The sequence below is a fragment of the Aeoliella fuhlenseeensis genome (assembly GCF_052161615.1).
Taxonomy (GTDB): Bacteria; Planctomycetota; Planctomycetia; order Pirellulales; family Lacipirellulaceae; genus Aeoliella.
In genome coordinates, this window is record NZ_CP197417.1 from 5,367,418 (window position 1) to 5,390,653 (window position 23,236).

The following is a 23,236-nucleotide window of genomic DNA, read 5'->3' on the forward strand; positions in this document are numbered from 1 at the left end:
GGTTGAATTCAAGTGGAGGGAAGCTGGGCGCGCTGGCCCAGCACAACGGGGCGGAGTTCGGCGGTGAGGAAGAACGAGCCTGCGATGGCAATCAAGCCGCTCGCCGGAGTGACCTCGATGGCACGACGCCACGCCTCGATGGGCGTGGCGATGAGTTCGATCGAGGCACTAGGCGTCGGGCTAGCGACGGCGCGAAACGCCGCGGCCAACTCGTCGCGGGGCACCACGCGAGGGTTCGACTGGTACTCGGTGATCAGGATCCGCTCGAAGTGCGGCACCAGCGCCGTGGCGATGGCCTTGAAATCCTTATCGCGACTGCAGGCGATCACGAGCGTCCTAGGCACTTCGCACCGCGCGGCGAGCGTAGTGGCGAGCGCGGCGGCGCTGGCGGCGTTGTGCGCCGTGTCGAGCACGACGAGCGGTTCGCCGGCCACGAGTTCAATTCGCCCCGCCAGCCGCATCGTGGCGAGTCCTTCGCGGCGTGCCGACTCCGGGATCTGCCAGCCTTGGCGGATCAGTTCGTCGATCACGGCGAGGGCCACCGCGCCGTTGGCGGCCTGGTGCTCGCCGGTGAGGGCGATAGCCACGTCCGCGAGCTTCACCTCGCCCGCGACGACGTAGTCGAACTTGTCCCCCTTCTTCGAAGGGTGGTAGATGTAGTCAAAGTCGCGACCGCGCTCGATCAACCGCGCGCCATGTTCGCGGGCCACTTGAACGATCACGTCGCGCGGCTCGTCGGGGATCACGCCCGACACGACGGGGACACCCGACTTGATGATGCCGGCCTTCTCGCCGGCGATGCTGGCGAGTGTGTTGCCGAGCTGCTTGGTGTGGTCGAAGCTGATGCTGGTGATCACCGACACAGCGGGCAGGCAAACGTTGGTCGAGTCGAGCCGCCCGCCAAGGCCGACCTCGAGCACCACGGCCGCGCACTTCTGCTGTGCGAAATACACCAGGGCCATCGCGGTCGAGATGTCGAAGAACGTGAGACCATCTTCGCCCGACTCGGCAGCGCGGCGATCAAACTCGTCGACGACGGGGCGAACGGTTTCGACGAGGTCGGCAAGTTGCTCGCCCGTTGCGGCAATGCCATCGATGGCGAAACGCTCTTCGAGCCGTTCAAGGTGGGGCGAACTGAACACGCCGGTCCGGCAACCCGACGCCGTGAGCATCGCGGCGACCATGGCGGCCGTCGAGCCTTTGCCCTTGGTGCCGGCAATGTGGACGATGGGGGCCGCCGTGTCGGGGCTACCCAAGGCGGTGACGAACTGCCGCATGCGATCGAGCTTGAGCTGCCGCTCGCCGTAGGGGACGACGTTGGTGCGCTCGTAGTTAATGCGGCTCAGCAGCCACTCGGCAGCCGCATCGCGTCGCGAGCCGCTCGGCATTCGTTCGACAGATTCCACCCGATTCGATCCCACGTCCTACTGCCAGCCATTGCATTGGATTCTCAACAGTTGCGCTAGATTTTCTAACGCTCTATTGGCGAAGCGAACAGCATGGCAGGTTATGCGGCCGATTGCCAGCGGGCCGCCGCGGTGTTTTCGCGGTTGGAACTTGGTCCCCGCTGGTGGGTGAGGTACGATAGTTGCAGTGGCTTAAGGGGTCGCTAGTCGCGCTTTTCCCGAATTGACTCAGGAGGTTCCGCCCATGTCCCCGTCCGAAGATCTCTGCGTTGTCGCCAATGCCCACTCGGTGATGGAAGCGGCACCCATCGTTGCGGCGCTGGAACGGGCCGGCATCAAGGCCATGACTGGCAACACGAACTCCGCCACTTTGCTTCCTGAAGTGATGGGCGAGGTCGAAATCCTCGTTACTAATCACGATGCCCCACGGGCCGTGACGCTCCTCCAGTTGATCGAAGAGCACGGCCCGGAAATCGATTGGTCACAGGTCGATGTCGGCCAACCGGAAGAGTAAATCGACCGCTCGCCAATTCTGTGGGAGGGCTCTCCGAGCCCGATTTTCCTGCCGCAGAGCGTTCCCTTGTTACATCTTGGAGTGCCCCTCGCATGCTTCGCACCGCTGTGCTTCCGTGGATCTGCATTATTGCCATGAGTTCCATCGCCCGAGGGCAATCGAACGTCGAGCCAATCGAGACCGTGGGTTCGATCGAGATCCACGATCCGGCGGCGGTGGAGTTGGTTGACGAGGACGCGAAGATCGAACGCCTTGCCACGGGATTCCTGTGGAGCGAAGGACCAGTGTGGATCTCGGAGGGAGACTTCCTGGTGTTCTCGGACGTCCCACGCAATACCGTCTACAAGTGGAAGGACGGCAAAGGGCTCAGCGTTTATCTCAACCCCTCGGGCTACACCGGCGACACCGATCGCGAAGGTGAATCGGGCTCCAATGGACTCGCCATCGATGGCGAGGGGCGATTGGTGCTGTGCCAGCATGGTGACCATCGCGTCGTGCGGATGGACGCGAGCGTGCTTGAGCCCGAGGCCAAGTTCACGACACTCGCCGGCGACTTCGAGGGGAAGAAGCTCAACAGCCCCAACGACCTCGCGATTCATTCGTCGGGAGCCATCTATTTCACCGACCCGCCGTACGGCCGCATCGGTTCGTTTGACAACACCGATCGCCCGCTCGACTTCCAGGGCGTGTATCGCGTGGTGCCGGGCGAGCCGGCGACGCTCCTCACCAAGTCGCTCCGCGCGCCCAATGGCATCGCCCTGTCGCCCGACGAGAAGACACTGTACGTCGCGCAGTCGGACTCGAAGAACGCCATCTACATGGCATACGCCATCCAGGACGATGGCTCGATCGACGAAGGCCGAGTGCTGCTGGATGTCACGCCGCTCGGGAAGCACGCCCGCGGCAGCTGCGATGGACTCAAGGTCGACACCGAGGGAAACCTATGGGCGACCGGCCCCGGCGGCGTGCTGGTTATCAGCCCCGAGGGCAAACACCTCGCCACGATCCACACCGGCGACTTGGTAGCCAACTGCGCCTTCGGCGACGATGGCTCGACGCTTTACATGACCAGCAACCACGACCTTTGCCGGGTGAAGGTGAAGGCAAAGGGGATGGGGTTCTAGCGGCGAGGAATCGTCAGTTGGGGATTTGTGGGAGGGCTCCCACAAAGATTCGACTACCGAGGCCACCACGGCCCTTACGGGCCCCGCTCGCTTTTAGACGTTGAACAAGAAGTGGCAGACGTCGCTATCGCGCATGACGTAGTCTTTGCCTTCGACGCGTAGTTTGCCCGCTTCACGGATCGCTTTCTCGCTGCCGTACTGGTCGAGGTCGTCGACCGAGTAGCATTCGACGCGGATGAAGCCCCGCTCGAAGTCGCTGTGAATCACGCCGGCGGCTTGAGGGCCAGTAGCTCCGACGGGGATCGTCCAGGCGCGAACTTCCTTCTCGCCCGCGGTAAAGTAGCTCTGCAAACCGAGCAGCGAGTACGCGGCCCGCGCGAGCACCGCTAGCGCAGGCTCGGTGAGTCCAACGCTTTCGAGCATCTCCTGGCGGTCGGCTTCGTCGAGTTCCGAGAGTTCGGCTTCGAGCCGTGCACAGACCGGGACGACCTGGCCCCCTTCGGCAGCAGCCCGCTCGCGGACGCGCTGGACGTGGGGCCCCGTGCCTTCGAGGTCGTCCTCTTCGATGTTGGCGACGTATAGCACCTGCTTGCTAGTCAGCAGTTGCAGGCCGGCGATTTCTTTGCGGAGGATCGGATCGTTGGTGTTCAGCGAGCGAATCGGCTTGCTGTCGGCGAGGATGCCTTTGCAGATTTCGAGCAACTCGACGCGACGCTTGGCGTCCTTGTCGCCCGTGCGGGCGGTGCGGCGTGCTTTCTCGAGCGAGCTGTCGACCGATTCGAGATCGGCGAGCATCAGCTCGGTGTCGATGGTTTCGATGTCGCGAATCGGATCGACCGTGCCATCGACGTGCGTGATGTCTTCGTCGTCAAAGCAACGGACCACATGCAAGATCGCATCGACGTTGCGAATGTGCGTGAGGAACTTATTGCCCAGGCCTTCGCCCACGCTCGCCCCGCGGACGATGCCGGCGATGTCCACCAGTTGCAGAATGGCGGGGATCACCTTCTGGGTTTTGATGTGCGACTGGATTCGGCCGAGGCGCGCGTCGGGCACGGGCACCGCGCCGACGTTGGGCTCGATGGTGCAGAAGGGATAGTTCTCGCTAGCAATGCCCGCGGCCGTCAGGGCGTTGAACAGCGTGCTCTTTCCGACGTTCGGTAGGCCAACGATGCCTGCCTCCATGGCGGCGGTTCCTTGGTGGGCGTCCTCGCGCGTCGTGCTCAGCGGCTAGCCGCGGGGCGTGGCGTGCGGTAGGGCGAATGGGGAAGTAGGGGGAAAACGTGGCAGTATATCGCGAAACGCCTGGGTTCGGCAGTGTCGCTTCGTCGCGCGCGGGCGGCTCGGATAGCCAGCGGCGTCGCGGGCGACAATAATGGAGCACCCGCATTCCTGATTTTCGGACACCCCTCCGGAGCCCCCGCCATGCCGCTCGCCCTTCGCTCCCTCTCGCTCCTGGTTTTCTCGCTTGCCCTGCTGCTGGTGCTAACCTCGGTGCCGCTGGTGATCGCCGCCCCCGAGAAACCCAAGCCCGACGCCGCCCCGGCCGTCGACCCTGCGACCCTCGAATCGAGCGAAACCCCCGACGACGAGAACACCGAAGAAGGGGATGATGACTCCGACGACCGCGAAGATTCGGGCGAGGAGGCCGCGGACGACTCCGACGAGCCGGCACCGGGCCAAGAAGACCTCGATAAAGCGACGCAGCTCAAGCTCACCGCGACCGATGGCAAGCAGGTGAACGACGTGATTCAGCTGCTCGCCTCGGCGATGAAGAAAGGTCTCGATAAAGAGAACGAGGCGTTCGCCAAGCAAATGCTCGCCTCGACCCTCATGGAACGAGGTGCGGGCCTCGCGCGGGTGCTACTCGAACAACCGCTTCCCAATCCCCAGCAGGACCCGCGATGGCTGCAGCTGCGCGTGATCGCGCTGTCGGACTTGGCACAGGCCGTGAAGCTCGACCCGGCGGAGAACGAGGCGTGGATTCTCATCGGCCGGTTGCAGCAACTTCCGCAGGGCGACCCCAAAGCCGCGGCTTCCGCCTATGGCAAAGTGATTGACGCCAAGGACGTCGAACCCGCCGTGCTCGCCGAGGCGTATGCTCGCCGCGCCACCGCACAAACCGATCCCGGCGCACGGCTGACCGACCTTAACGGTGCCATCGAGGCCGAGACCAAGAACATCAATTATCGCTTGCTCCGCGCCCGGCACTTCATGGGCGAAGAGGAACTCGACAAGGCGCTCGACGACATCGACGCCGCGATCGAGATCTCAGAAGACGAATACGCGGCGCATGAACTTCGAGGCTTGGTGCTCAATGCCCAAGGTCGCACCGAGGAAGCCTTCAAGGCGTTCGATCGGGCGAGCGAAGCCGAGCCCGGGGCCATCATGCCTTATCTGCAACGCGCGGAAATGTACGGACAGCAGGGCGATCTTGAGAACGCCATCGACCAAGCAAACAAGGCCATCGATCGCGAAGAGTCGAACCCGCTGTGCTACCTGCTGCGTGCCGAGCTTTACCTTCGTAACGAGCAGCCCAAAGAAGCCCTGGCCGACGCCGACAAGATGCTGGAGCTAAATCCAACCTTGGCGCCGGCAGTGTTGCTGAAGGCCCGGGCATACGAAGGTCTTGGTGAAGACCAAAAGGCCCTGGAACAACTCGAAATCCTGGGCAAAGCTGCCCCCGGGCGTGCCGACCTCGAATTGCAAATCGCCATGTTCGCCCTGAAGCTCGAAATGCCCCGCCGGGCGATCGAGGCCCTCGACCGGGCCATTGAGGGCGATCCCAAGAACGCCCTGCTGTACCGCTTCCGCGGCGACTCGAAGCTCAACGTCGGCATGCACGCCGAGGCCGTGGCCGACTACGAGGAAGCCATGAAGCTCGATCCCGAGGACTCGGGCGTGCTCAACAACTTGGCGTGGACGCTCGCCACCAGCCCCGACGACCCCGTGCGCGACGGCAAGCGAGCCGTGGAGCTCGCTACCAAGGCGTGCGAAATGACCGACTTCAAGACGGCCCACATTGTCAGCACGCTGGCCGCCGCCTACGCCGAGACGGGCGACTTCGAGAACGCGAAGAAGTACGTCAAGCAGGCGATTGAGCTCAACGACGAAGAGAACTCGGACGCCATCAAGAAGGAACTGGAAAGCTACGAGCAGGGCAAACCGGTTCGCGAACGCCAGCAGCTTGACTCCGGCGAGCGCGAGGGCGGAACCCCCAAGGCCGACGACGAGGACGAAGAAGAGCGAAAGCCGAATCGCCCCAGCGGCACCACCCCGGCACCCCGGCGCTCGATTGATTTCTGAGTGCTCTGGTGCTGTAGGAGGGCTCTCTGAGCCCGATGCCCTACTAGGGTAATCGGCCTCGGAGAGGCCTCCACAATTACTTACTCTCGGCTATCGGGCTCGGAGAGCCCTCCCACAGTTGTTGTAAGCTCGCCCTTCGCTATTCGAGCTCTGTCATCCAGGTGCGGAAGTTCGATTCGAACAACCCGAAGTCTTTTCCGAACGCCGATGCGAAGTCGCGTACGCGTTCGACCGCCGGGTACTCGCTATTGATGGGGCGATCCGCGATTTTCTGTAGGTACTGCTCGTACTCGCGGGGCCGGGTTTCATTGAGATAGAAGGTCAATGCCCAGCCTAGGGCGTAGGCTCGCTCGGCCGACGTGTTGTACGGTTGGTCGCTGGCAATGAGTTCCAACAACTCGTGCTTGCCGCTGCTGGACGGCAAGAAGTGGCGATAGTCGTCGAGCCGAGTGCGATTAATTCGATCGCGACGCTGGGCGTCGGTGCCCGTTTGATAGACGCCACGGGCTTCGAACATGGTCGCGAGACCCTCGACCACCCACTTGGGCGTCACCGCCGTGCGGCTGTGGAGGCCCGTGTTGAACGCCGTTTGATGGGTCGCTTCGTGCACCAGCGTATTGGCGGTTGACCCCCACTCGCTGTCGTTCACGTCCACGCGGTCGAACATTAAGACGCGGTTGGTGAGCGGGTCGTAGTGCCCGAGCGTGTTCGGAGGCAGATTGTGCCCGCTCAGACGGGCTTGCTCGTAGTACTCGTCCTCGGACCCGTATATCACCGCGACCAGCGGGAACTTGGGCTCCGTGAGCGAGAAATTGCGGACCCGGAAATAATTCTGGAAAGCGCGGTAGAGCTCTTCGAACCGCTGCCCCCAAATGTCGCTCTCGCCGGGACGATGGACCACCAAGTAGTGCCCCGTAGAAGTAATGCTGAACCCGTCGCCAAATTCTTCGCTCAGCGACGCTCGCATCTCGCTGGGGCTAAAGCCTTCGAATACTGGCGAAGTCCGCTGGGCGTTTTCGGCCTTCTTGGGGTCGAGATAGTGGAGCACGCCATCGCGAGACTGGATTAATATCTGCGTCTTGGTCCAGTACAGCGGCCGGCCTTCGATCCGCTGGCCGTCGTAGTCGGCCGCGAACATGAATTCGGCCCCCAGAGCCGGTAACGCCGCGGTGGTGGCGAGAATCGCGAGGGCAATGCGTGGAGTGAGCATGGCGATGGCAAGCGGTGGGTGGGCCGACAGTACTCGAAGAATCTGGATCGTTCTAGAGGAATTCTAGCTCGCAAAACCGGCAAGACTTTTGCCGCCCGAGGGCTTAAAATGCAGTTCGCAGAATCGGAACAGGCCGCACGCATGATGCCAAAACGCAACATGAGAGCTGAGGGAGGTAAGAAACCATGAATCCACGCACATGGCTGTCGGGCATCGCACTGGCGATGGCCCTTTCGCTAATGGGCACCGCCGGGGCCGACGACGCGGAGCTCGCCGCGCAGATCGAGGAGCTCGTTGCCTCGCTCGACGCCGACACGATCTCGGAGCGCGATATCGCCGAGCAGAACTTGCTGCTGCTGGTGGATGTCGAAGGAGTGGGACCCGAGAAATTCCTCGCCGCGCTCCCCAAGCCCAACGAGAACATGCCCCCAGCAGTCCGCGAGCGACTCGCGACGATTCGCAAGGCGGTTGAAGATCGTATCGCCACGGCGGCGGTCGAGGCCGCCACCGTGTCGCTCAACGCCATCCAGTGGCCACTCGCCGAGGTGCTCAAGGAGCTCGAAAAGCTGAGCGGCAATCGGCTGGTCGACAAACGCGACCCCGAGGTAATCGCCGCGAGCCCCGACATCATTCTGCAAGTCGAAGACGAGCCGTTTTGGTCGGTGCTCGATCAAGTGATGGATCAAGCTCGACTGAGTCACTACGCCTACGCGGGCGAAGAGGCCGTAGCCCTGGTGCCACGCGAAGAGGGAGAAGCCGAGCGGTTTGGCCGGGCGAGCTACGCCGGGCCGTTTCGCTTCGAAGTGACCGACGTGGTTGCCAATCGCGGAATGCGTCTGCCTGAGAATAAGGCCGTGAACATTGAGCTCGAAATTGCGTGGGAGCCACGCCTGAGGCCAATCGCCATCGCCCAGGAAATCGATCGCATGGACGCCGTGACCGGCGATGGCACGCGCCTCGCTCCGCGACAGCCAGGACGCGTGTTCCAGATCGAGGTGCAAGAAGGAACCGGCGCAACCACCATCACCGCGCCCTTTGAACTACCGGCACGCTCGGTGGAAGAAATCACCGTGCTCGGCGGGACGATGGTCGCCCTGGTGCCGGGCAAACGCGAGGAATTCAAGTTCGAAGACCTGAAGCCCAAAGCCCCCATCGCGCAGTCGCGTGGCGGTGTGAAGGTGACGCTCGAGCAAGTCGTCGAGAGCGGGCCCGTGTGGGAGGTTCACATGACCCTGGTGCTCGAGGACGACAACGACGCCCTGGCCTCGCATCGCGGCTGGGTGTTCAACAACCCCAGTTACTTGGTGAACGACAAAGGCGAGCGAATCGACCACGCCGGCTTCGAAACCACCAAGCAAACTCCCACGGAAGTCGGCATCGCCTACCTGTTCGACCTGCCCGACGGCATCGATGGCCTGACCTGGGTGTACGAGTCCCCCGCGTCGATCGTCCGCCAGGAGTACAAGTACCAGCTGGAAGGGATCAAGCTGCCGTAGCTGCGAACAACAATTGTGGGAGGCCTCTCCGAGGCCGATTCCCAGAGCAGGCCATCGGGCTCGGAGAGCCCTCCCACAAAGACTCAACAGAGCAAAGTGCCAACAAAAAGAGGGCCCTTCAGGTCCGATGGGTTATCGGTCTCGAAGGGCCCTCAGCGTTTTCTACTAAGTCGCTATGACGCGTTTAGTGCGTGGTCGTCGCCGCTTCGGCGGTCGCACGTACTTCGGCGTTGGGGTCGCTGCCGGCGAGCTTCTTCACGGCTTCGTGCAGCGGCTTGCCCGATTCGCCCAGGTCCACGACGGCGATAATCGACTCGTGGCGGACGATTTCCGAGTCGTCTCCAAGGCCTTCTTGAATCACTTCGACCAGCTTGCCAGTCAGCACCGGCTCGGCCTTCATGAAGCGGGCCAAGGTCCACGCGGCGGCCAGCTTGTCGAACTTGCCTTCGGCAGTGCTGGTGTCGGCGGCTTCCATCAGCGCGATCACCGCCGGCTTCGCAGCCGCAGCCTTGGGGCCAATCTCACGCAGGGCGTACAGGGCGCTGTGACGAACCGCGGCGTCCTTCGACTTCAGCTCGGCGGCCAGCTTCTCGGTCGCGGCAGCAGCGCCGGGTCCGATGTTCGCGAGCACGTCGTTGATGTCGACGGCCGTCTCGGCATCCGCACCGTCCAGTGCCGCGACAAGAGCACCCGTCGCACCCGCGGCCTGAGGACCAAGCCGCTCAAGCACGGCGATCGCCAGCTTCTGGGTCTTCGGATTCGCGAGGGCCTTGTCGGCGTGCGGGACGACCTGCTCGCCCAGCGAAGCCAGGGCCATCACCACGTGCTCCTTACCATCGGGATCGCTCGCGGCGGCCATCAGGTACGGTGCCGCCATGCCAGCGGGAATCTCGAGGCTTGCCAGGCCATGAGCAGCAGCGCGGCCCATCGGCTCGTCGGCGCTTGCGAGACCCGCGGCCAACTTCTTAACGGCGGTCTCGGTGAGTGCCTTGTCGCCAGGGTTAGTCTTCGCGAGGGCCCACGAAGCGACCATCGATTCGAACGGCTTTGCGCTCGCCGCCGCGGTGTCGAGCACCGCACGCGAGTTGGTTGCGCCAATCGCACCAAGGGCGTAGAGGCCACTGATCTGCACCGACTCGTCGGTCGCCCACTTCTTCATCGCGGCGGTGATGGCGGGTTCGGCACTCTTGGCTTCAGGGCCAATCGCGGCCAGTGCCAGCAGCGCCTGAGGCACCGACTCGACGAGCTTCGTAGTGCCGAGGAACTTCGCGAGCGCCGGCGCGGTGCCTGCGGCTTCGGGGCCAATCTTGGCAATCGCGACACTCGCCCAGTAGGCGGTGTTCTCGTGCGCGAGCGAGGCATTCAGCAGCGGCACCGACTTGGCACCAGCAGCCACCATCGCCTCGACGGCGTGCACGGCATCCGACTGATCTTCGTCCGAGGCCAGGGCTTTACTCAAGGTCTCGGCGAGCCTCTCTGGCGAGACTTCCAACGCCTTGAGGCTCGCAATCGCCGCCGTCGCCACACGGGCGTTCGACGATACCGCGGCCTTCGTCAGCGCGTCGATCGTGGCGTCTGATTTATCGCCCAGCTTGCCGAGAGCCGACACCGAGTGGAGCTGGATCACCCAGTCCTTGTCGGCGGCACCCGTCTGCAGCTTGGCAATGATCTCGGGGCTCGAAACCCCCATCAAACCCGCGGCACGAGCCGCACGCCAGCGCACCGCCGGCATCTTGGAGTCAAGTCCTTGGCTAATTTTCGCGGCGACTTGTTCCTTGGAAACCTTGCCATCCATCAGGTCGTCCACGGCGTTCGCTTCGCTGGAAATAGCGGGAGCGGCGGGCGTGGCGACCGATTGGGCATGAATCGCAGGAGCCGGCGAGAGCAGCGCGAGGCCACAAACCGTTGCTCCGAATGTGTAACGAAAAGCTGGCATGTTCGAATTTCTTTCGTGACGAATAATGATTGGACTGAATGCGGGGGTCAAACGTTGCACAAAGGCACTAACCAAACTGGGCATTCAGTTCGCGATTCAATGAGAGCAGGAAGCGGAGCGCTTGGCTTACCGGACCACTCGGCCAGTTCTCGGTCCGACTGTCGGCGGTGATCGCCCCACGCCAGTCCTTGATCAGATTCTCCACTTCCGTGAATTCGTCCATGCTAAGCGCGCCGTACTGCGAGCGCTTCTGAAACAACTCGTTCAAACGATTGCGATACTTGTCGTACCGCGGATCGAGGCACAGCTTGGGCCATTCGACCACGCCCGATGTTTGATCAAACTGAGCGGTTGTGAGCGGCTGCAAACGCTGCTTCGCCAGCCACGGTTCCATCTCGGCCCGGTGCTCGGCCATTTGCTGCTGCTGAATCTGCTTTGCGCTGTCTTCGCGCCAGCGGAACGTCTCGATGTGTTTCGCGCGATTGTCGAGCGCCCGGCTGTAGGCTTCTTCCATATTGCGAGCGGCCATGCTGTTGTTCAAGTTCGCTTCGCCCTTGGCGCTGATGGCCGAGGCCATGCCCTGCATCGCATCGCCCGCGGCGGTCGACGAGTGATAGCCACCACCCCAACCACCGCCGCCTACCACCGTGGTGTTGACCGCCGGCGCGGAGCCCGCGTAGGAAGCATCGCGGGGGGGCGGTGCCTGCGTTTGACCCGGTGCTTGGCTCGCAAGTTGCCCTAAGGCAACGAGCGACGTTACCGCTAGCGCGAGCGCGCAACGCGAAGATGTCATCACTGTTTGGAACTCCAAGTGCGTACGTATTAATAGCCAGGGAGCCGGCCTGTGGAGCCACGAGGAGTTGGTGGAAGAACCCAGCCGCACCAACAGCCTGTAGAGGGGGTCCCGCCCCCCCAGTTTAACACACCAGGGCCCCGTGTCCATGAAACGAGGGCCCGCGGAGGCAACTCCGCACCAAGCCGACAGAGGATGTACGGGTCCGGAGGCGTCGGGGATCGCGGGCGGGTGGGGAATTCCTACGACCGGCATTGCCCTCGCGTCCGTTTTGCCACCGGTACCTTGCTTGCTGGGTGGGCGTAAGTGGCGTGGAGAGAAGATCTTACGAACCGACAGGCGTGTTCAAGCGGAGCGGCGATCCAGGGCACGGTGCGATGCCGTTTGCATCGGCCAACTCTTTTGTTCGACGGCTGTGGAGGGCAGGAGGCAAGTTGGAGTCCGATTCGTATTAGCCCCATCACTATCCCCAGCAACCGCGTTGGATCGGGGACGACCTGGGTGGCAATCTTCCCACGCACGACGTCTTCTCGCCCGTCCAGGCCCTTGGATCTAGCGGACCGACATCGCCCGTCCCAATAAACGGCGGCATGGCTGGCTCCGAAGTCAGCGATAAGTGCAGCATCAAAGTGCGAAAAGGCAACCGATTAAATCGGCGATCCCAGAATGGGAGTACAAAGGAACGCGTGACAATGCGCCGCGTGTGACACGATGGCGGGTGCGCTGCGACCTGGAAAAGACCTTCCACCGAGAAGTGGAGAGTGAGGTATTTACCCTACACGACCTAGCTTCCGAGAGGATCAGGATGTAACCGTTGAACGTAAGACATCTTGGCTTGGGTCGCTGGGAGTTGGAACGGCGAAAGCTAGCGTGGGCTGTAGGTGGCGACTAAAGTTGATGGCAACCTGTAGTACAGACTTCCACTTTATCGGAGAGACCTCATGACACGATCGCCGGCAGTTTGCGTACTAGTTTGTTTGGTCTTGTCGTCGACACTGCCGACTTGTCAGCGGACGCAAGCGGCACTCGCCAGCGATAGAGCGGCAACTGATTTTGCTGTGTTCAGCAAGAAAGACATCCGGCTAGAGACCTACTCGACCGTCCAGGGCGACGTGTACGCGGCAAATGATATTCTTATCGATTTTGCCCTGGGCATTCAGGAGCCTGAACGCCATCGGGGAGACTACTACGCTGGTCGAAATTTGACGACTTCAGGTGGGCTTCACGATTTCGAGGGGAGCCTCTGGGCAAATGGCTCAATCCAATTCCAAACGGGCTTCGGGGTCGACGTGACGGGAGACGTGACCTACGGCAATACCTTCACAAATGTCGGGAACATAGCGGGAACCATCAATCGAGTCGGCAACACGGTCCCAGACTTGAGGCTGCCAATGGCGACACCGTTCTCGCCGGGTACGCTTGATCTGACGATCAACGACGATCGTATTTTGGCACCCGGGAGCTATGGCGATGTGATCTTTCGGGGATTGTACGACGAACTTCACCTTAGTGGAGGCGACTATTACTTCAATTCGCTGACTAAGTCGAGTTCTGCGTACCTGTATTTGGACCTAACTAATGGGCCAATCAACATCTACATCGCGGAAGACCTGATCGTCGATCCGTACCTGTTTGTCTACGTTAACGGCGTGCCCATTGGAGCCTCGACCCCACTCTCTATCCAGCAACTAGCAAGCGACGTGCTGTTCGAGGTACATGGTGAGGCCATCGTCGAGACGGGCGGCATCGGAAGTTTTTTCGGTACGCTTTTCACTCCGTTTGGCGACGCTACACTGCGAGGTCGGGACTTTTATGGAAGCGTGATTTCTGGCGGGGCAGTGAATCTCGAAGGCTACATAGTCCACTACCCCTCGAACACGCTCGCCGTGCCCGAGCCCCCTTCCACCTTTGCCGGTATGGTCGCCGCGGTGCTCGTGCTGGGCTTCATATCCCGCGAGACTCGCTTAAGACGAGCACCTTCCCCTGCGCTCAATTGCTGAAGTCGGGGAGTGTGCCTACCGAAGTCGTCGAGCGAGAAAAGGGGTCAGGTCTTTTATCGGCGTGAAGGCTACACTTGGCCTGTTCTCCTTAGAGCCTTGGTCTCCATTGGTTTTTGTCCCCCCTTCTTGCATTCCTCTCCCCCTCCCTCACCCCAGCAGCTCCTCCAAATACACCCCCGCCGCGTCGGCCAGCAGATCTTTCTGCAACCGGCTCTTGTCGCCGAAGATGAGCTGCGAGGCGTGTTGGTCGATCAGGTGGCGGGCTAGGAGATCGACGGCGCCTCCGAGGTCGAGAATGCCTTCGGCGTAGACGATGCGGTTTTCGAACTCGGCACCGATCCCTTCTTGTTCGCGGAGCACGCGGTCGAAGTACTGACGGGCGGCGTTGCGGTAGCGGGGTTGGTGATAGTCGCCCAGGACGACGTACGTCGATTGCCACTTGGCCTCGCCCAGGCCCCCTCGCCAGGCGGTGACCACACGGTGCAGCGCATCGAGTTCTAGCCGCACGGCGGCCGCCGCCATCTTCATCACCAGCGGCTCGATTTGCCGGGCGAACGTGGCGGCGTGCGTTGGATCGACCTTTCGATCGCGTAGCACTTCGGCGACGATTTCGTGCGTCTTGTGCAAAAGTTCCGCAGGTGTGGCACGCTCGGCGTCAGGTAGCAACGCGAGCGCGGTTCGCGTGGCGGCGATCTCTAGTTGCTTCTCGTGAAACTCGAGCAGCTCGGCCTCACCGAGTGGCTTCTCCTCGCTACCCATCAGCCACAACTGCACGCCAAAGGCCGTGTGGCCGATGGCCTTCAGCTGATGATAGAGCTCGGGGATGACGCGCTCGGTGCGAGTTTCGTTATTCGCGAGCAGCGACAGGTCGTCGCCGATCATCACCAACACGGGGATCGAGTCGCCAATGGCGTCGATCGTGTCGACCACCAAGCGATTGTAGATGTCGTGGAACCCCCGATTTGCAGCCGCGAGCGGACCCGCGTAAGGAGCAAACGCCGCCGAGGCCACTAAGCGAAGCTCGGGGTGAGGATTCATCGTGAATGCTCGCGGGGGACGAGGGGCGAATTCGTGGCCGAAGTATACCGGCGATAGACACCGCCCGCCAACGACGATTTCGCACCCGCCCCGCTGACTTGCAGGGCAATGTGCAAGTCTTCAGGATAAAAGTAGTCCGGGAGGGACTCGAACAGTGGCCGAATTCTTCGAAAAAACAAGGCTCGTCGAAAGTTCGCGACGCAAAATCCGACGCACTTGCTGCAGATTCGCAACTGATCCTGCTAATTGAGAAATGGCCGGCGCTTCCAACATTGGTGAAGCAGGTGCTGTTGAAAATAGCTGCCCGGCATCCGTCTCCCGATATGGCCACCCCGATCCATGAAGGTTGTGGCAACGCTTGATGGACGCATTCCAATACGTCCGCGAAAGCGTCACCACCAGCAGGTCGTCATCTTCGGAGGGCATCACGAAGGTGAGACCTAATCTTCTTGGTGACCCGCGTAAAGATCCAATGGCCTAAAGGTCCAGACGAACCTGCTGCTTAGTAGACGATGCAGTGGTCTCGATCAACGCAATCCATTCCTCGGAGATTAGCATAAGGGTAAGATCAAAAGATCGAGAGCATTCGCTTCCCACCGGACGCGTATCGGAGGCGACGAGGGTCTGTGGGAGAGCGCCTCGGAGCCGTTAGTTGGGCGTTGAGTAAGTCCACTGGAAGCAATGTTGGCATGCTCGAAACAGCATTTGCCCCGGCGATCACAATGCGGTTCGCATCGTCACTCGCTCGACTTCCTCAATGGTCGTCTGTCCGCGAAGAATCTTTTGGATGCCATCGGCCCGCAAGAGCCGCATCCCACCCCGCATGGCCGCTTCGCGAATCTGCGACGCATTGGCTTGGTTCTGAATAGCCTCTCGTACTGAATCGTTCACCACCAGCAGCTCAAAGATTCCGATGCGTCCGCGGTAGCCGGTGCCACGGCAATCCTCACAGCCTTTACCGGTCGTGACGCGATAATCGTTGCCATCGGAGGGATCGAGGTCGAGGAGCCGCAGTTGAGCTTCCGTCATCGGCTCCGCTACGCCGCACTTCTTGCAAACACAGCGAACGAGCCGCTGCGCAAGCACGGCTAGGAGCGAGCTGCTCACCAGATACGGCTCGATCCCCAAGTCCAGAAGTCGTGTCACGGCACTCGCCGCGTCGTTGGTGTGAAGCGTCGAGAACACCAGATGGCCCGTGAGAGCAGATTGAATACCCATCACGGCCGTTTCTTGGTCACGAATCTCTCCCACCATGATAATGTCGGGGTCCTGACGCAGTACGTTCCGCAACCCGGTTGCGAACGTGAGTCCTTTTTTAGTGTTGATCTGCGTCTGGCTGACGCCGGCGATGTCGTACTCGATCGGGTCTTCGAGCGTCACGACGTTGCGATCCTTGGAGTTGATCGCTTGCAATGCCGCGTAGAGGGTGGTGCTTTTGCCGCTACCCGTGGGGCCAGTCACGAGGATAAGACCGTGCTCCAAGTGGATCAGACGGCTGTAATGTTCGAGCGACCACGAATCCATTCCCACTTCGGCGAGCGTGTAAAGCCTGGCACTCTTATCAAGGAGACGAATAACCACCCGTTCCCCATAACTGGACGGGAGAGATGCGATTCGCAGATCGATCATCCGCTCCCCCACCTGAACGGTGGCACGTCCATCCTGAGGGAGTCGCTTCTCAGCGATGTTCATCTTCCCCTGAACCTTGATACGGCTAGTAATCTCTTCTTGGATCGACTTGGGCAGTTCGTGCTGGTCATGCAGAATGCCATCGATTCTCATCCGCACAACGACTCGATCTTCACAGGGCTGGATATGAACGTCCGAAGCGCCCTCCTGCACCGCTTCGAAAAGGATCGCATTGACGAGCTGAATAACTGGAGCTCGCCCCCCACCATCGAGTAGGTCTTCTCGCTCTGTGATGGCTTCCACGCTCGTCAGCACCGAACTGGGTCCCAACGTGCTGATTACCGTCTCGGCTTGGCCGGTGCGTTGGCCGTAGGCAAGGTTCACTTTCTCCAGCACGACCTCTCGCGGAGCTAGCAGGGGGACCAGCCCAGGGGCCGTATGGCGGCGAAACGTGTCGAGGGCGTGCCAGGATTCCATCGAGCCCAGGACAAGGTGCTTCTGCCCCTCACGAGACACCAGTCCGAGCACCGCATGCTGACGAGCGAAGGCGATTGGTGTTTTATCGAGGAAAGTTCGCAGGGGCTCGTAGTTGGAGAGCTCCGCGGCAAAAGTGACATTAAGAACCTCGGCCGAAGTCCTCAACACGAGCGACTCAGGTACTTTGGTTCGCATAGCCCACTCAAAAACACTCTCTTTGCCATCATGTGTTATCGTGTCGACAATGGTCTGCTCGGTGCGGGCGAGCTCCCGCAGCCTTTCGAGCCACTGTTCTACAGGTGACTTGGCCGAAGTGCTGAGTTCAGGTTGAAGCTGGACGATGGACATGCGGCTCTTTATAGCGGACGAGTGCCTCTACGCGAACCATTTCATCCCGCACTGGCAGGTTTACTTGATCAGCAGCGGCTGGCTTGTAGGGAAATTCTTCGGAAGTCCGGTCGGACATAGATCGCGATCTGACATGTATTTGAGGTCTTCAAACTTGTCGTCTGCCACGATCACGGGACGCAGGAACACAAACAGCGTGCTCTTGCTATTGTTGGACGTGAAGTTACTGGTCAGGAGTCGCAACACGGGAATTCGGTCAATTCCGGGAATGCCCTGCTGGGTGAGCGAATTGTTCTGCTGATTGAGGCCACCAACGATCACCGTATACCCGTTAGGGACAGTCACCGAGCTTGCCACTTCGTTCGTCTGCCTGGGAGGAGGGACACCGTCGCTGCCTGCCCCGGTGAAACTATTAAGGGTCACGACGAACTCCAAATCCAAGCGATCCGATTCGATGATACGAGGCGTAACGTCAATCGTCGTACCCGCCTCCGCAAACCCCGCAAAACTCGTCGTAGCCACCGTCTGCGACGCGTTCACGCTGGTAAAGGGAACTTCGGCGACGCTAGCGAGCGTACCGGTTTCATTGTCCTTGACGAGCACCCTCGGCGACGACATTACGCGGGCTTTCGTATGTGTGGATAGGGCACGGACCACGGCATCGGCAACCTCGGGATTCACGATTGTCCCGTTGTACCCCGTGCCGGGAATGAGCGACAAAGCCCCTGTGGCCGGGTCCACCATACTAAGGCCATAGGAAGTGAACTGAAATGCTTTGCTGATTCCCAGGCCATCGCCGCCAGAGATTTCGATGCCAAGCGCGTAGTTGTCGGTGGTGTCGATGATCACGATCTGCGCTTCGATCATCACCTGAGGGCGCGGTCGGTCAAGAAACTTAATCAGGTCTGCGTAGACTTGCTGAGTCGCTCGGTCGGCGACGACGATGATGCTGTTGGTCGTTGGGTCGGCGGTAACCTTGGCGGCCTCTGGCGCTAGTGCGGTGGTAATGCTGGTCTCGGGTGCTGGGGCCGGGGTAGCGGGTGCAAGATTCGGTTGGATGGCGGCTTGGCCCGACTCAATACCAGTTGTCGGTACGAACGCGGGGGTTGTCGGTGGCAGTGCTGCTCCGGGAATGGCAGGCTGATTGGGTCCGGGCAGAAACTGCCCATCGTATCCCCAGGGGATGCCGTACTGCGAGTTTGCCATCCGGCCTCTACCAAGTGGAGAAACCCCTCGATCACCGAATCGTTCGAGGGAGGTCGTTCCTTGCTGAACCGAGAGGATCGTCTGGAGAATCTCCGCCGCGTCGGTGTGTTTGATCTTGTAGAACTGCATCGCGCTCCCGGGACGGCGTGCTTCCACGTCCATCTGGCGACGAACGGCCTCGACCCGGTCGTGGATGTCTTTCGTGCCGCTCACGATCAAGAGGTTGTCCTCATCGTCGACCGACGAACGGTAAAGGCGCTCGGCCGTGACAGGGTCCAACAGATCGCGTACTAAGCGGTCGATCCGGGCGGCTTGTACGTAGCGGAATGAGTAGACACGGGACTCCAGCCCTAAAGACACGTCGAGTGCTTGTGCGAGGGCGAGTGCTTCGGCGACTTGTTCTCGACTGCCGGTAATGAGCAGCTGGTTGGTACGCGTATCGGGCGTAATCTTGAGGGGAGCGACTACACGGCCGGCGGGCGCTGCAGCCACGCGATCGGCCAACACTTGGGTGATTTGCTTTTGGAGATTGGCCGCGTCCTCGTGCTGAACCTTGTAAAACTCCAACATGGACTCAGGGCCGGCAAGATCGATCGTCTGGATAAGCTGGGAAATGCGATCGAGATTGCTGGCGTAATCGGTGACGATCAGTGTGTTTTGCTCGTCGAGTCGGATCGTATTCGCACCTGGTTCCGTTAAAAACGGCTTGATAAGCTCTTCGAGTCGCTGGGGCGAGATGTGCTTGAGGACGAAGGATTGCGTTACCGCCTCCGTCGGAGCGACTTCGCCCGTCGGGAGGGTCACGCGCGGGCGAGCGATTTCCGTGAGGTTCGCGGATTTGACGATCCGCTTCCAACCCGGCACGTCTGCGTCGATGAGCGCAAATCCCTTGATCTTGAGAATGCTCTCCAAGAGCGGGAGTACCGAATCCTCGGGTATTTGCTGAGGTGCCTTGATATTGATTTTCTCTTGGCGGATGTCGTCGTTATAGATGATCTTCACGCCCAGCCGCTCACTCACGAGGTCGGCAAGCACGTTGAGTGTTACTGTCCCCGGCAGATTAAGCTGAACTTCTTTGCTCGCAGTCTGGCGGTCGAGCCTTGCACCGCGGGGAACTTCCAGTTGCTGCGACTTGACCGCATTAGGTGCTGCGACCGCTACTGATGCAAAGGCGATATACCACAAAACACTCCTGTGGAAGTGGTTCCTTCTCGCTACGTGCGCCGGCCTCATGGGGCAGTTCCTTCCTTCGGATCAAAAGTCAACCACGATGTGTAGACACGATGCTGTTGGAGGATAGCCCTTCCGCGAATGAAGAGGTAAAGAGTCAACGGCTCTACCATGCACTTACCACTCACTTCCAAATCCGCATAAGGCGAAATCCAGTTTCTCAACATCCACGCGTCTGCCATTAATCAGGAGTTCCTGCAGCCAGACGACGCGTAGACGTACTACTAAGTATTTGTGCGCACTGAACTTAAATTGCGTTACAAGTATCCATTCACGATGCCACTGAGCTGCCCCACTCTTCGTGTGTTTACACCAATGCTTATTCCTGACCGCTCTTTTCTCAGAATTCGCCGCTTGCGACAATGGCATTCACTGGTATACTCGCCGCAAGTTCTACGGGACAACGCCTCGGGGGCGACTTTTCTTCATCTATGGGGTCCTGTTTCTCTAGGATACGACTATGCGCTCTCGGGCTTTTTTGGAGCACGCGGCAGTTTTCTGTACGACGCTGCTGCTAGCGGCAAGTGCTTTGGGGCAAACCAATCCTCCCGCTCCCGGGGATCCCCTGGCTGTTCGCGCGAAATGGGGCGGAATGTCAGGGGCGGAGTTCGTCCATTCGGTCGAGGTCGTAACGCAAAGTTACGCCGACTGGACACCGCAACAAAAGCTCGAATTTCACCAGAGCGTCGGTGTTGAAGCCGCCCGCCGTGTGGAAGCCGGAGTTCCACCACAGGACGCTGATTCGGCCAAGCAGTTGTGCGGTTGGGCAAGCAGCGTCCTTGGCGGCCAGCGTCTCTTTGAAATCCATACAGCTCGGCAAGCTACCTGGAGTCAGATGACGACCCGGGAGTTTATTCAGGATGTACAAAACGCCGGTTATACCAAGAGGTCCTGGGGCTCACTTCAAGAATCCATCTACGACGAAGCCTCCAATGCAGAAGCTATTCGGCGGGCTCTGAGCGTCGACCTACTTCAGTCGGGCTCAGTAGCCGACATTCGCCAGCTCCTCGATTGGGCGGGGGGTACCGTACCGCCCGAGCGGATCGATGAAGTAGTTGTGGCCACTCAAGCTCAATGGCCGGAATTGTCGTCGGGAGGGTTTGCCAAATTGGTCCGAGGTACGGTCGACGTCGTTGATAAGTGGCCTGCGGAGCAGCAAGCGAACTTCGAATTGGCAGCAGCTCGAGAGGGAGCACGACGGCTAAGGGCAGGTCAGGTGGACTTCACCGATTCCCCAGCCGCGGGGATAGAAATGCTTCGATGGGCTAGCACGGTGGTGCCTCGGGAAGAGTTTGGACAGTCGGTTCAGCGGTATATCACGGGTACGAGTGCGCTCCCTTACTGGACTCACGATAAACTTTATAGCCTCCTTATTAAGGGTAGGGATTTCGTTCCCAGCCCGCAGGTCCTGGAGATCGAGGCCAAGTTGGCCGCTTCGACCCCATTCGTGGAGAGCATGTCATTTGACGGGCTGCAATCGTTCATCCGTCGAACTATCAAGCCCGAGGACAACCCTTATGAGAGTACGAAGCTCCAGCGCGAGCTAGTGGCTAACTGGGTGCGTGTGCATGGGGTGCAGGAGCTGACGCTCGATCAGCTGACCTTTTTATTCGGCAGTGGCCTCCGACCTAGGATCGGTCGAGCATGCATAATGGAAGTGGAGTGGGTGGGGCAGCTGCAAATACCAAATGCGGGCGAGTATGTGTTTGACATAACACCGCTGGAGATGAGCACTTCCGCGGGAGACGCGCACGACAGCCAGGAAATGAAAGTCTTCGTAAACGGCACGCAGGTGGTGTCAGCCGAGCCCACCAAGTGGGCTGCCTCTCGCCAAGCGATCACACTTCCCGCAGGGCAGGTCGCAGAGGTGCGGGTCACGCTCCGCAACACCGCAGCGCTCGGCTCGCTGCGGATGGGCGTTGGTCAACTCTACTGGAAGGGGCCAGGGTTTGCTCGCCAGATTGTCCCTGAGGCACTCTGGACCGTTCCCCGAGAAGCTACGCCGGGAGTACGTTGCACCGTTCGCTGGGTCGAGACCGATGCCACCGAACACACGGAAGTGACAACCGTCAAGAATATTGACCAGATTCTTGCGCGTGAGACTCCAAATCTTGTTGGCGAGCCGTACGACCAAGTTAAGCAACGAATCTACGAGAAGCTTATTGAGGATGCGGCGTTCCTGCCCCCTCCACCTCCCGTAGAGACACAGGCTGTCGGGGTGGAGGCGACGGCATCCACAGAACCCCCTCGATCCCCTGCGAAGATTAGGCACCTGCATCCCTTGGGACTGGAGCACTATCGCAACCAGGATTGTTTACTCGCCCTCTCAACTCCTCAGCGAATGGCGCTTGCCAACAAGCTCTTGGAGCATCCAGAGTCTTACCGGCACGCGAGACTCAAGACCATCATGCGACTGCATGACCGACTGCAGCCTGGAGCAGAAAGCGCGGCGCTAGACATTTTAGGTTCTTGGATGCAAATGAACGGAGGCCGAAAAGCCGAATTCGCTACTAATGTTCAGGATTTCTATGATGGCAATCGCGCCCTATTCCGCCGTGCGTGCATCTCCATCCTGTGGCAGCATCCAAAGTCGTTCCAGTGGCTCCAGTCAGACTACCTGGTGCGGGAAGACGGCGAATGCGTTCTCCCGGTCGCTTACCTACTTGCCTTCGGCTATCTAGAGCGAGGTCGAATTCTGGAGTGGATCGAATTCCTAGAAGCCAAACTTGCTGATGAAACTGTCTCAGGCGACACACGCGTCAACTGGCTGATCGCCCGCGCCATGGCCGAAGAGATTCGCGAAAGTCCCGCCGAGCGACACCTCAAAGAGCCCGGGCGCCCCAGTGCTGGCATTCAATGGCTTGAAGAAGCATCTCTCGTTACCAAAGACCCACGAATGCAGGCGAGAGTTGCCCGTGAACGGGCGGCTCGGCTCACTGTCACGCGCCGCTGGGAACAAGCCGACAGCCTTATGCAGCCCCACCTTAACGTGTGGCCGAAATGGCCCAGAGAGCTTGCCTCCATGCAGCGCCGCGCTCTTCGCGAGATGGACAGCGCTCGCAAGGCGGAAACCAGGAAGCAACGGGCAGAAGTTGCAACCCGCCTTGAAGATGCGTTGAAGCGTGGTGATGACACCCAAGCAGCTTCGCTTCAGCAGACGCTCGATGCTATGGACGGCAAGCCCGCAGTGGCTGAGTAGTTCAAGCAAGAGTTCTTTATTTGATTCATTTAGACATCGCAGGCCCTTCTACTGGCTCGAAATCCGCAATGACTTTCGCAACTTCACTCGCTCGCCGTTGTCTCGCCACTCTTGCGAATCGTCGTATTCGCATTGGGTTCTCAACGGGCATAAAAGTATTTCTCGCAGTTTGGCTCGCTCTACCACTCGCCGTGATGCAGGAAGCTGCCGCATCTACCGGGCCGCCCCCAGGGGGGTCTAATTCGCCCCCTTACCAAGAGCCGCCTAAGCCACCTGTGCAGGAACCTCCTACGCAGTGTTTTGACCCGCTGGAATGTCCAACCT

At 60.4% G+C, this 23,236-nt stretch carries 15 protein-coding genes; 6 read left to right on the forward strand and 9 right to left on the reverse strand.

The genetic code is table 11. The annotated features are described in order from the left end of the window. Positions 1-8: 8 nt before the first annotated feature. Entirely contained in the window at positions 9-1,406 is a 1,398-nt protein-coding gene (locus SH292x_RS21120; protein WP_442483006.1) for a bifunctional folylpolyglutamate synthase/dihydrofolate synthase, read from the reverse strand. Between the two features lie 244 nt (positions 1,407-1,650). On the opposite strand from SH292x_RS21120, the gene SH292x_RS21125 reads away from it, so the two are divergent. Together SH292x_RS21125 and SH292x_RS21130 are read left to right on the forward strand one after the other, a co-directional pair. Further along, a complete protein-coding gene (locus SH292x_RS21125; RefSeq protein ID WP_442483007.1) occupies positions 1,651-1,920 on the forward strand; it encodes a putative signal transducing protein in 270 nt (89 codons plus the stop codon). Between the two features lie 92 nt (positions 1,921-2,012). Beyond that, positions 2,013-3,044 carry an SMP-30/gluconolactonase/LRE family protein gene (locus SH292x_RS21130; protein WP_442483008.1) on the forward strand — a complete coding sequence of 344 codons (1,032 nt, stop codon included), beginning with the start codon at positions 2,013-2,015 and terminating at the stop codon, positions 3,042-3,044. Between the two features lie 93 nt (positions 3,045-3,137). Here SH292x_RS21130 and ychF read toward each other — a convergent pair whose 3' ends face one another. Next, a complete protein-coding gene (gene ychF / locus SH292x_RS21135; protein WP_442483009.1) occupies positions 3,138-4,229 on the reverse strand; it encodes a redox-regulated ATPase YchF in 1,092 nt (363 codons plus the stop codon). Between the two features lie 240 nt (positions 4,230-4,469). Here ychF and SH292x_RS21140 point away from each other — a divergent pair, with 240 nt between their 5' ends. Next, complete coding sequence (locus SH292x_RS21140; RefSeq protein ID WP_442483010.1) at positions 4,470-6,350, forward strand: tetratricopeptide repeat protein; 1,881 nt, start codon at positions 4,470-4,472, stop codon at positions 6,348-6,350. A gap of 139 nt (positions 6,351-6,489) precedes the next feature. Here the strand turns inward: SH292x_RS21140 and SH292x_RS21145 are convergent, their stop codons facing one another. Further along, positions 6,490-7,560, reverse strand: a complete 1,071-nt coding sequence (locus SH292x_RS21145; protein ID WP_442483011.1) for a DUF1570 domain-containing protein — start codon at positions 7,558-7,560, stop codon at positions 6,490-6,492. A gap of 185 nt (positions 7,561-7,745) precedes the next feature. Between SH292x_RS21145 and SH292x_RS21150 the strand changes: the two genes are divergently transcribed. Further along, positions 7,746-9,056 (forward strand): hypothetical protein, encoded by a 1,311-nt coding sequence (locus SH292x_RS21150; RefSeq protein WP_442483012.1) that lies wholly within the window; start codon positions 7,746-7,748, stop codon positions 9,054-9,056. Positions 9,057-9,240: 184 nt separating this feature from the next. Here the strand turns inward: SH292x_RS21150 and SH292x_RS21155 are convergent, their stop codons facing one another. Further along, entirely contained in the window at positions 9,241-10,992 is a 1,752-nt protein-coding gene (locus SH292x_RS21155; protein WP_442483013.1) for a HEAT repeat domain-containing protein, read from the reverse strand. Between the two features lie 67 nt (positions 10,993-11,059). After that, on the reverse strand, positions 11,060-11,785 hold the full coding sequence (locus tag SH292x_RS21160) for a hypothetical protein (protein ID WP_442483014.1): 726 nt from the start codon (positions 11,783-11,785) through the stop codon (positions 11,060-11,062). A gap of 941 nt (positions 11,786-12,726) precedes the next feature. Between SH292x_RS21160 and SH292x_RS21165 the strand changes: the two genes are divergently transcribed. Then, complete coding sequence (locus tag SH292x_RS21165; RefSeq protein WP_442483015.1) at positions 12,727-13,785, forward strand: hypothetical protein; 1,059 nt, start codon at positions 12,727-12,729, stop codon at positions 13,783-13,785. Positions 13,786-13,932: 147 nt separating this feature from the next. Here SH292x_RS21165 and SH292x_RS21170 read toward each other — a convergent pair whose 3' ends face one another. The 4 genes from SH292x_RS21170 to SH292x_RS21185 all read right to left on the reverse strand — a co-directional run bounded on the left by SH292x_RS21170 (position 13,933) and on the right by SH292x_RS21185 (position 20,521). Further along, the gene (locus SH292x_RS21170; RefSeq protein WP_442483016.1) at positions 13,933-14,823 is read right to left on the reverse strand and encodes a hypothetical protein; all 891 of its coding nucleotides are present in this window, start codon (positions 14,821-14,823) and stop codon (positions 13,933-13,935) included. 717 nt (positions 14,824-15,540) lie between these two features. After that, a complete protein-coding gene (locus SH292x_RS21175) occupies positions 15,541-17,277 on the reverse strand; it encodes a GspE/PulE family protein (RefSeq protein ID WP_442483017.1) in 1,737 nt (578 codons plus the stop codon). Between the two features lie 60 nt (positions 17,278-17,337). After that, positions 17,338-19,668: a secretin N-terminal domain-containing protein gene (locus SH292x_RS21180; RefSeq protein ID WP_442483018.1), complete on the reverse strand. Its 2,331-nt coding sequence runs from the start codon at positions 19,666-19,668 to the stop codon at positions 17,338-17,340. A gap of 640 nt (positions 19,669-20,308) precedes the next feature. Beyond that, positions 20,309-20,521 (reverse strand): hypothetical protein, encoded by a 213-nt coding sequence (locus SH292x_RS21185; protein ID WP_442483019.1) that lies wholly within the window; start codon positions 20,519-20,521, stop codon positions 20,309-20,311. 765 nt (positions 20,522-21,286) lie between these two features. Between SH292x_RS21185 and SH292x_RS21190 the strand changes: the two genes are divergently transcribed. Next, positions 21,287-22,912, forward strand: a complete 1,626-nt coding sequence (locus SH292x_RS21190; protein ID WP_442483020.1) for a hypothetical protein — start codon at positions 21,287-21,289, stop codon at positions 22,910-22,912. The last annotated feature ends 324 nt before the right edge of the window (positions 22,913-23,236 follow it).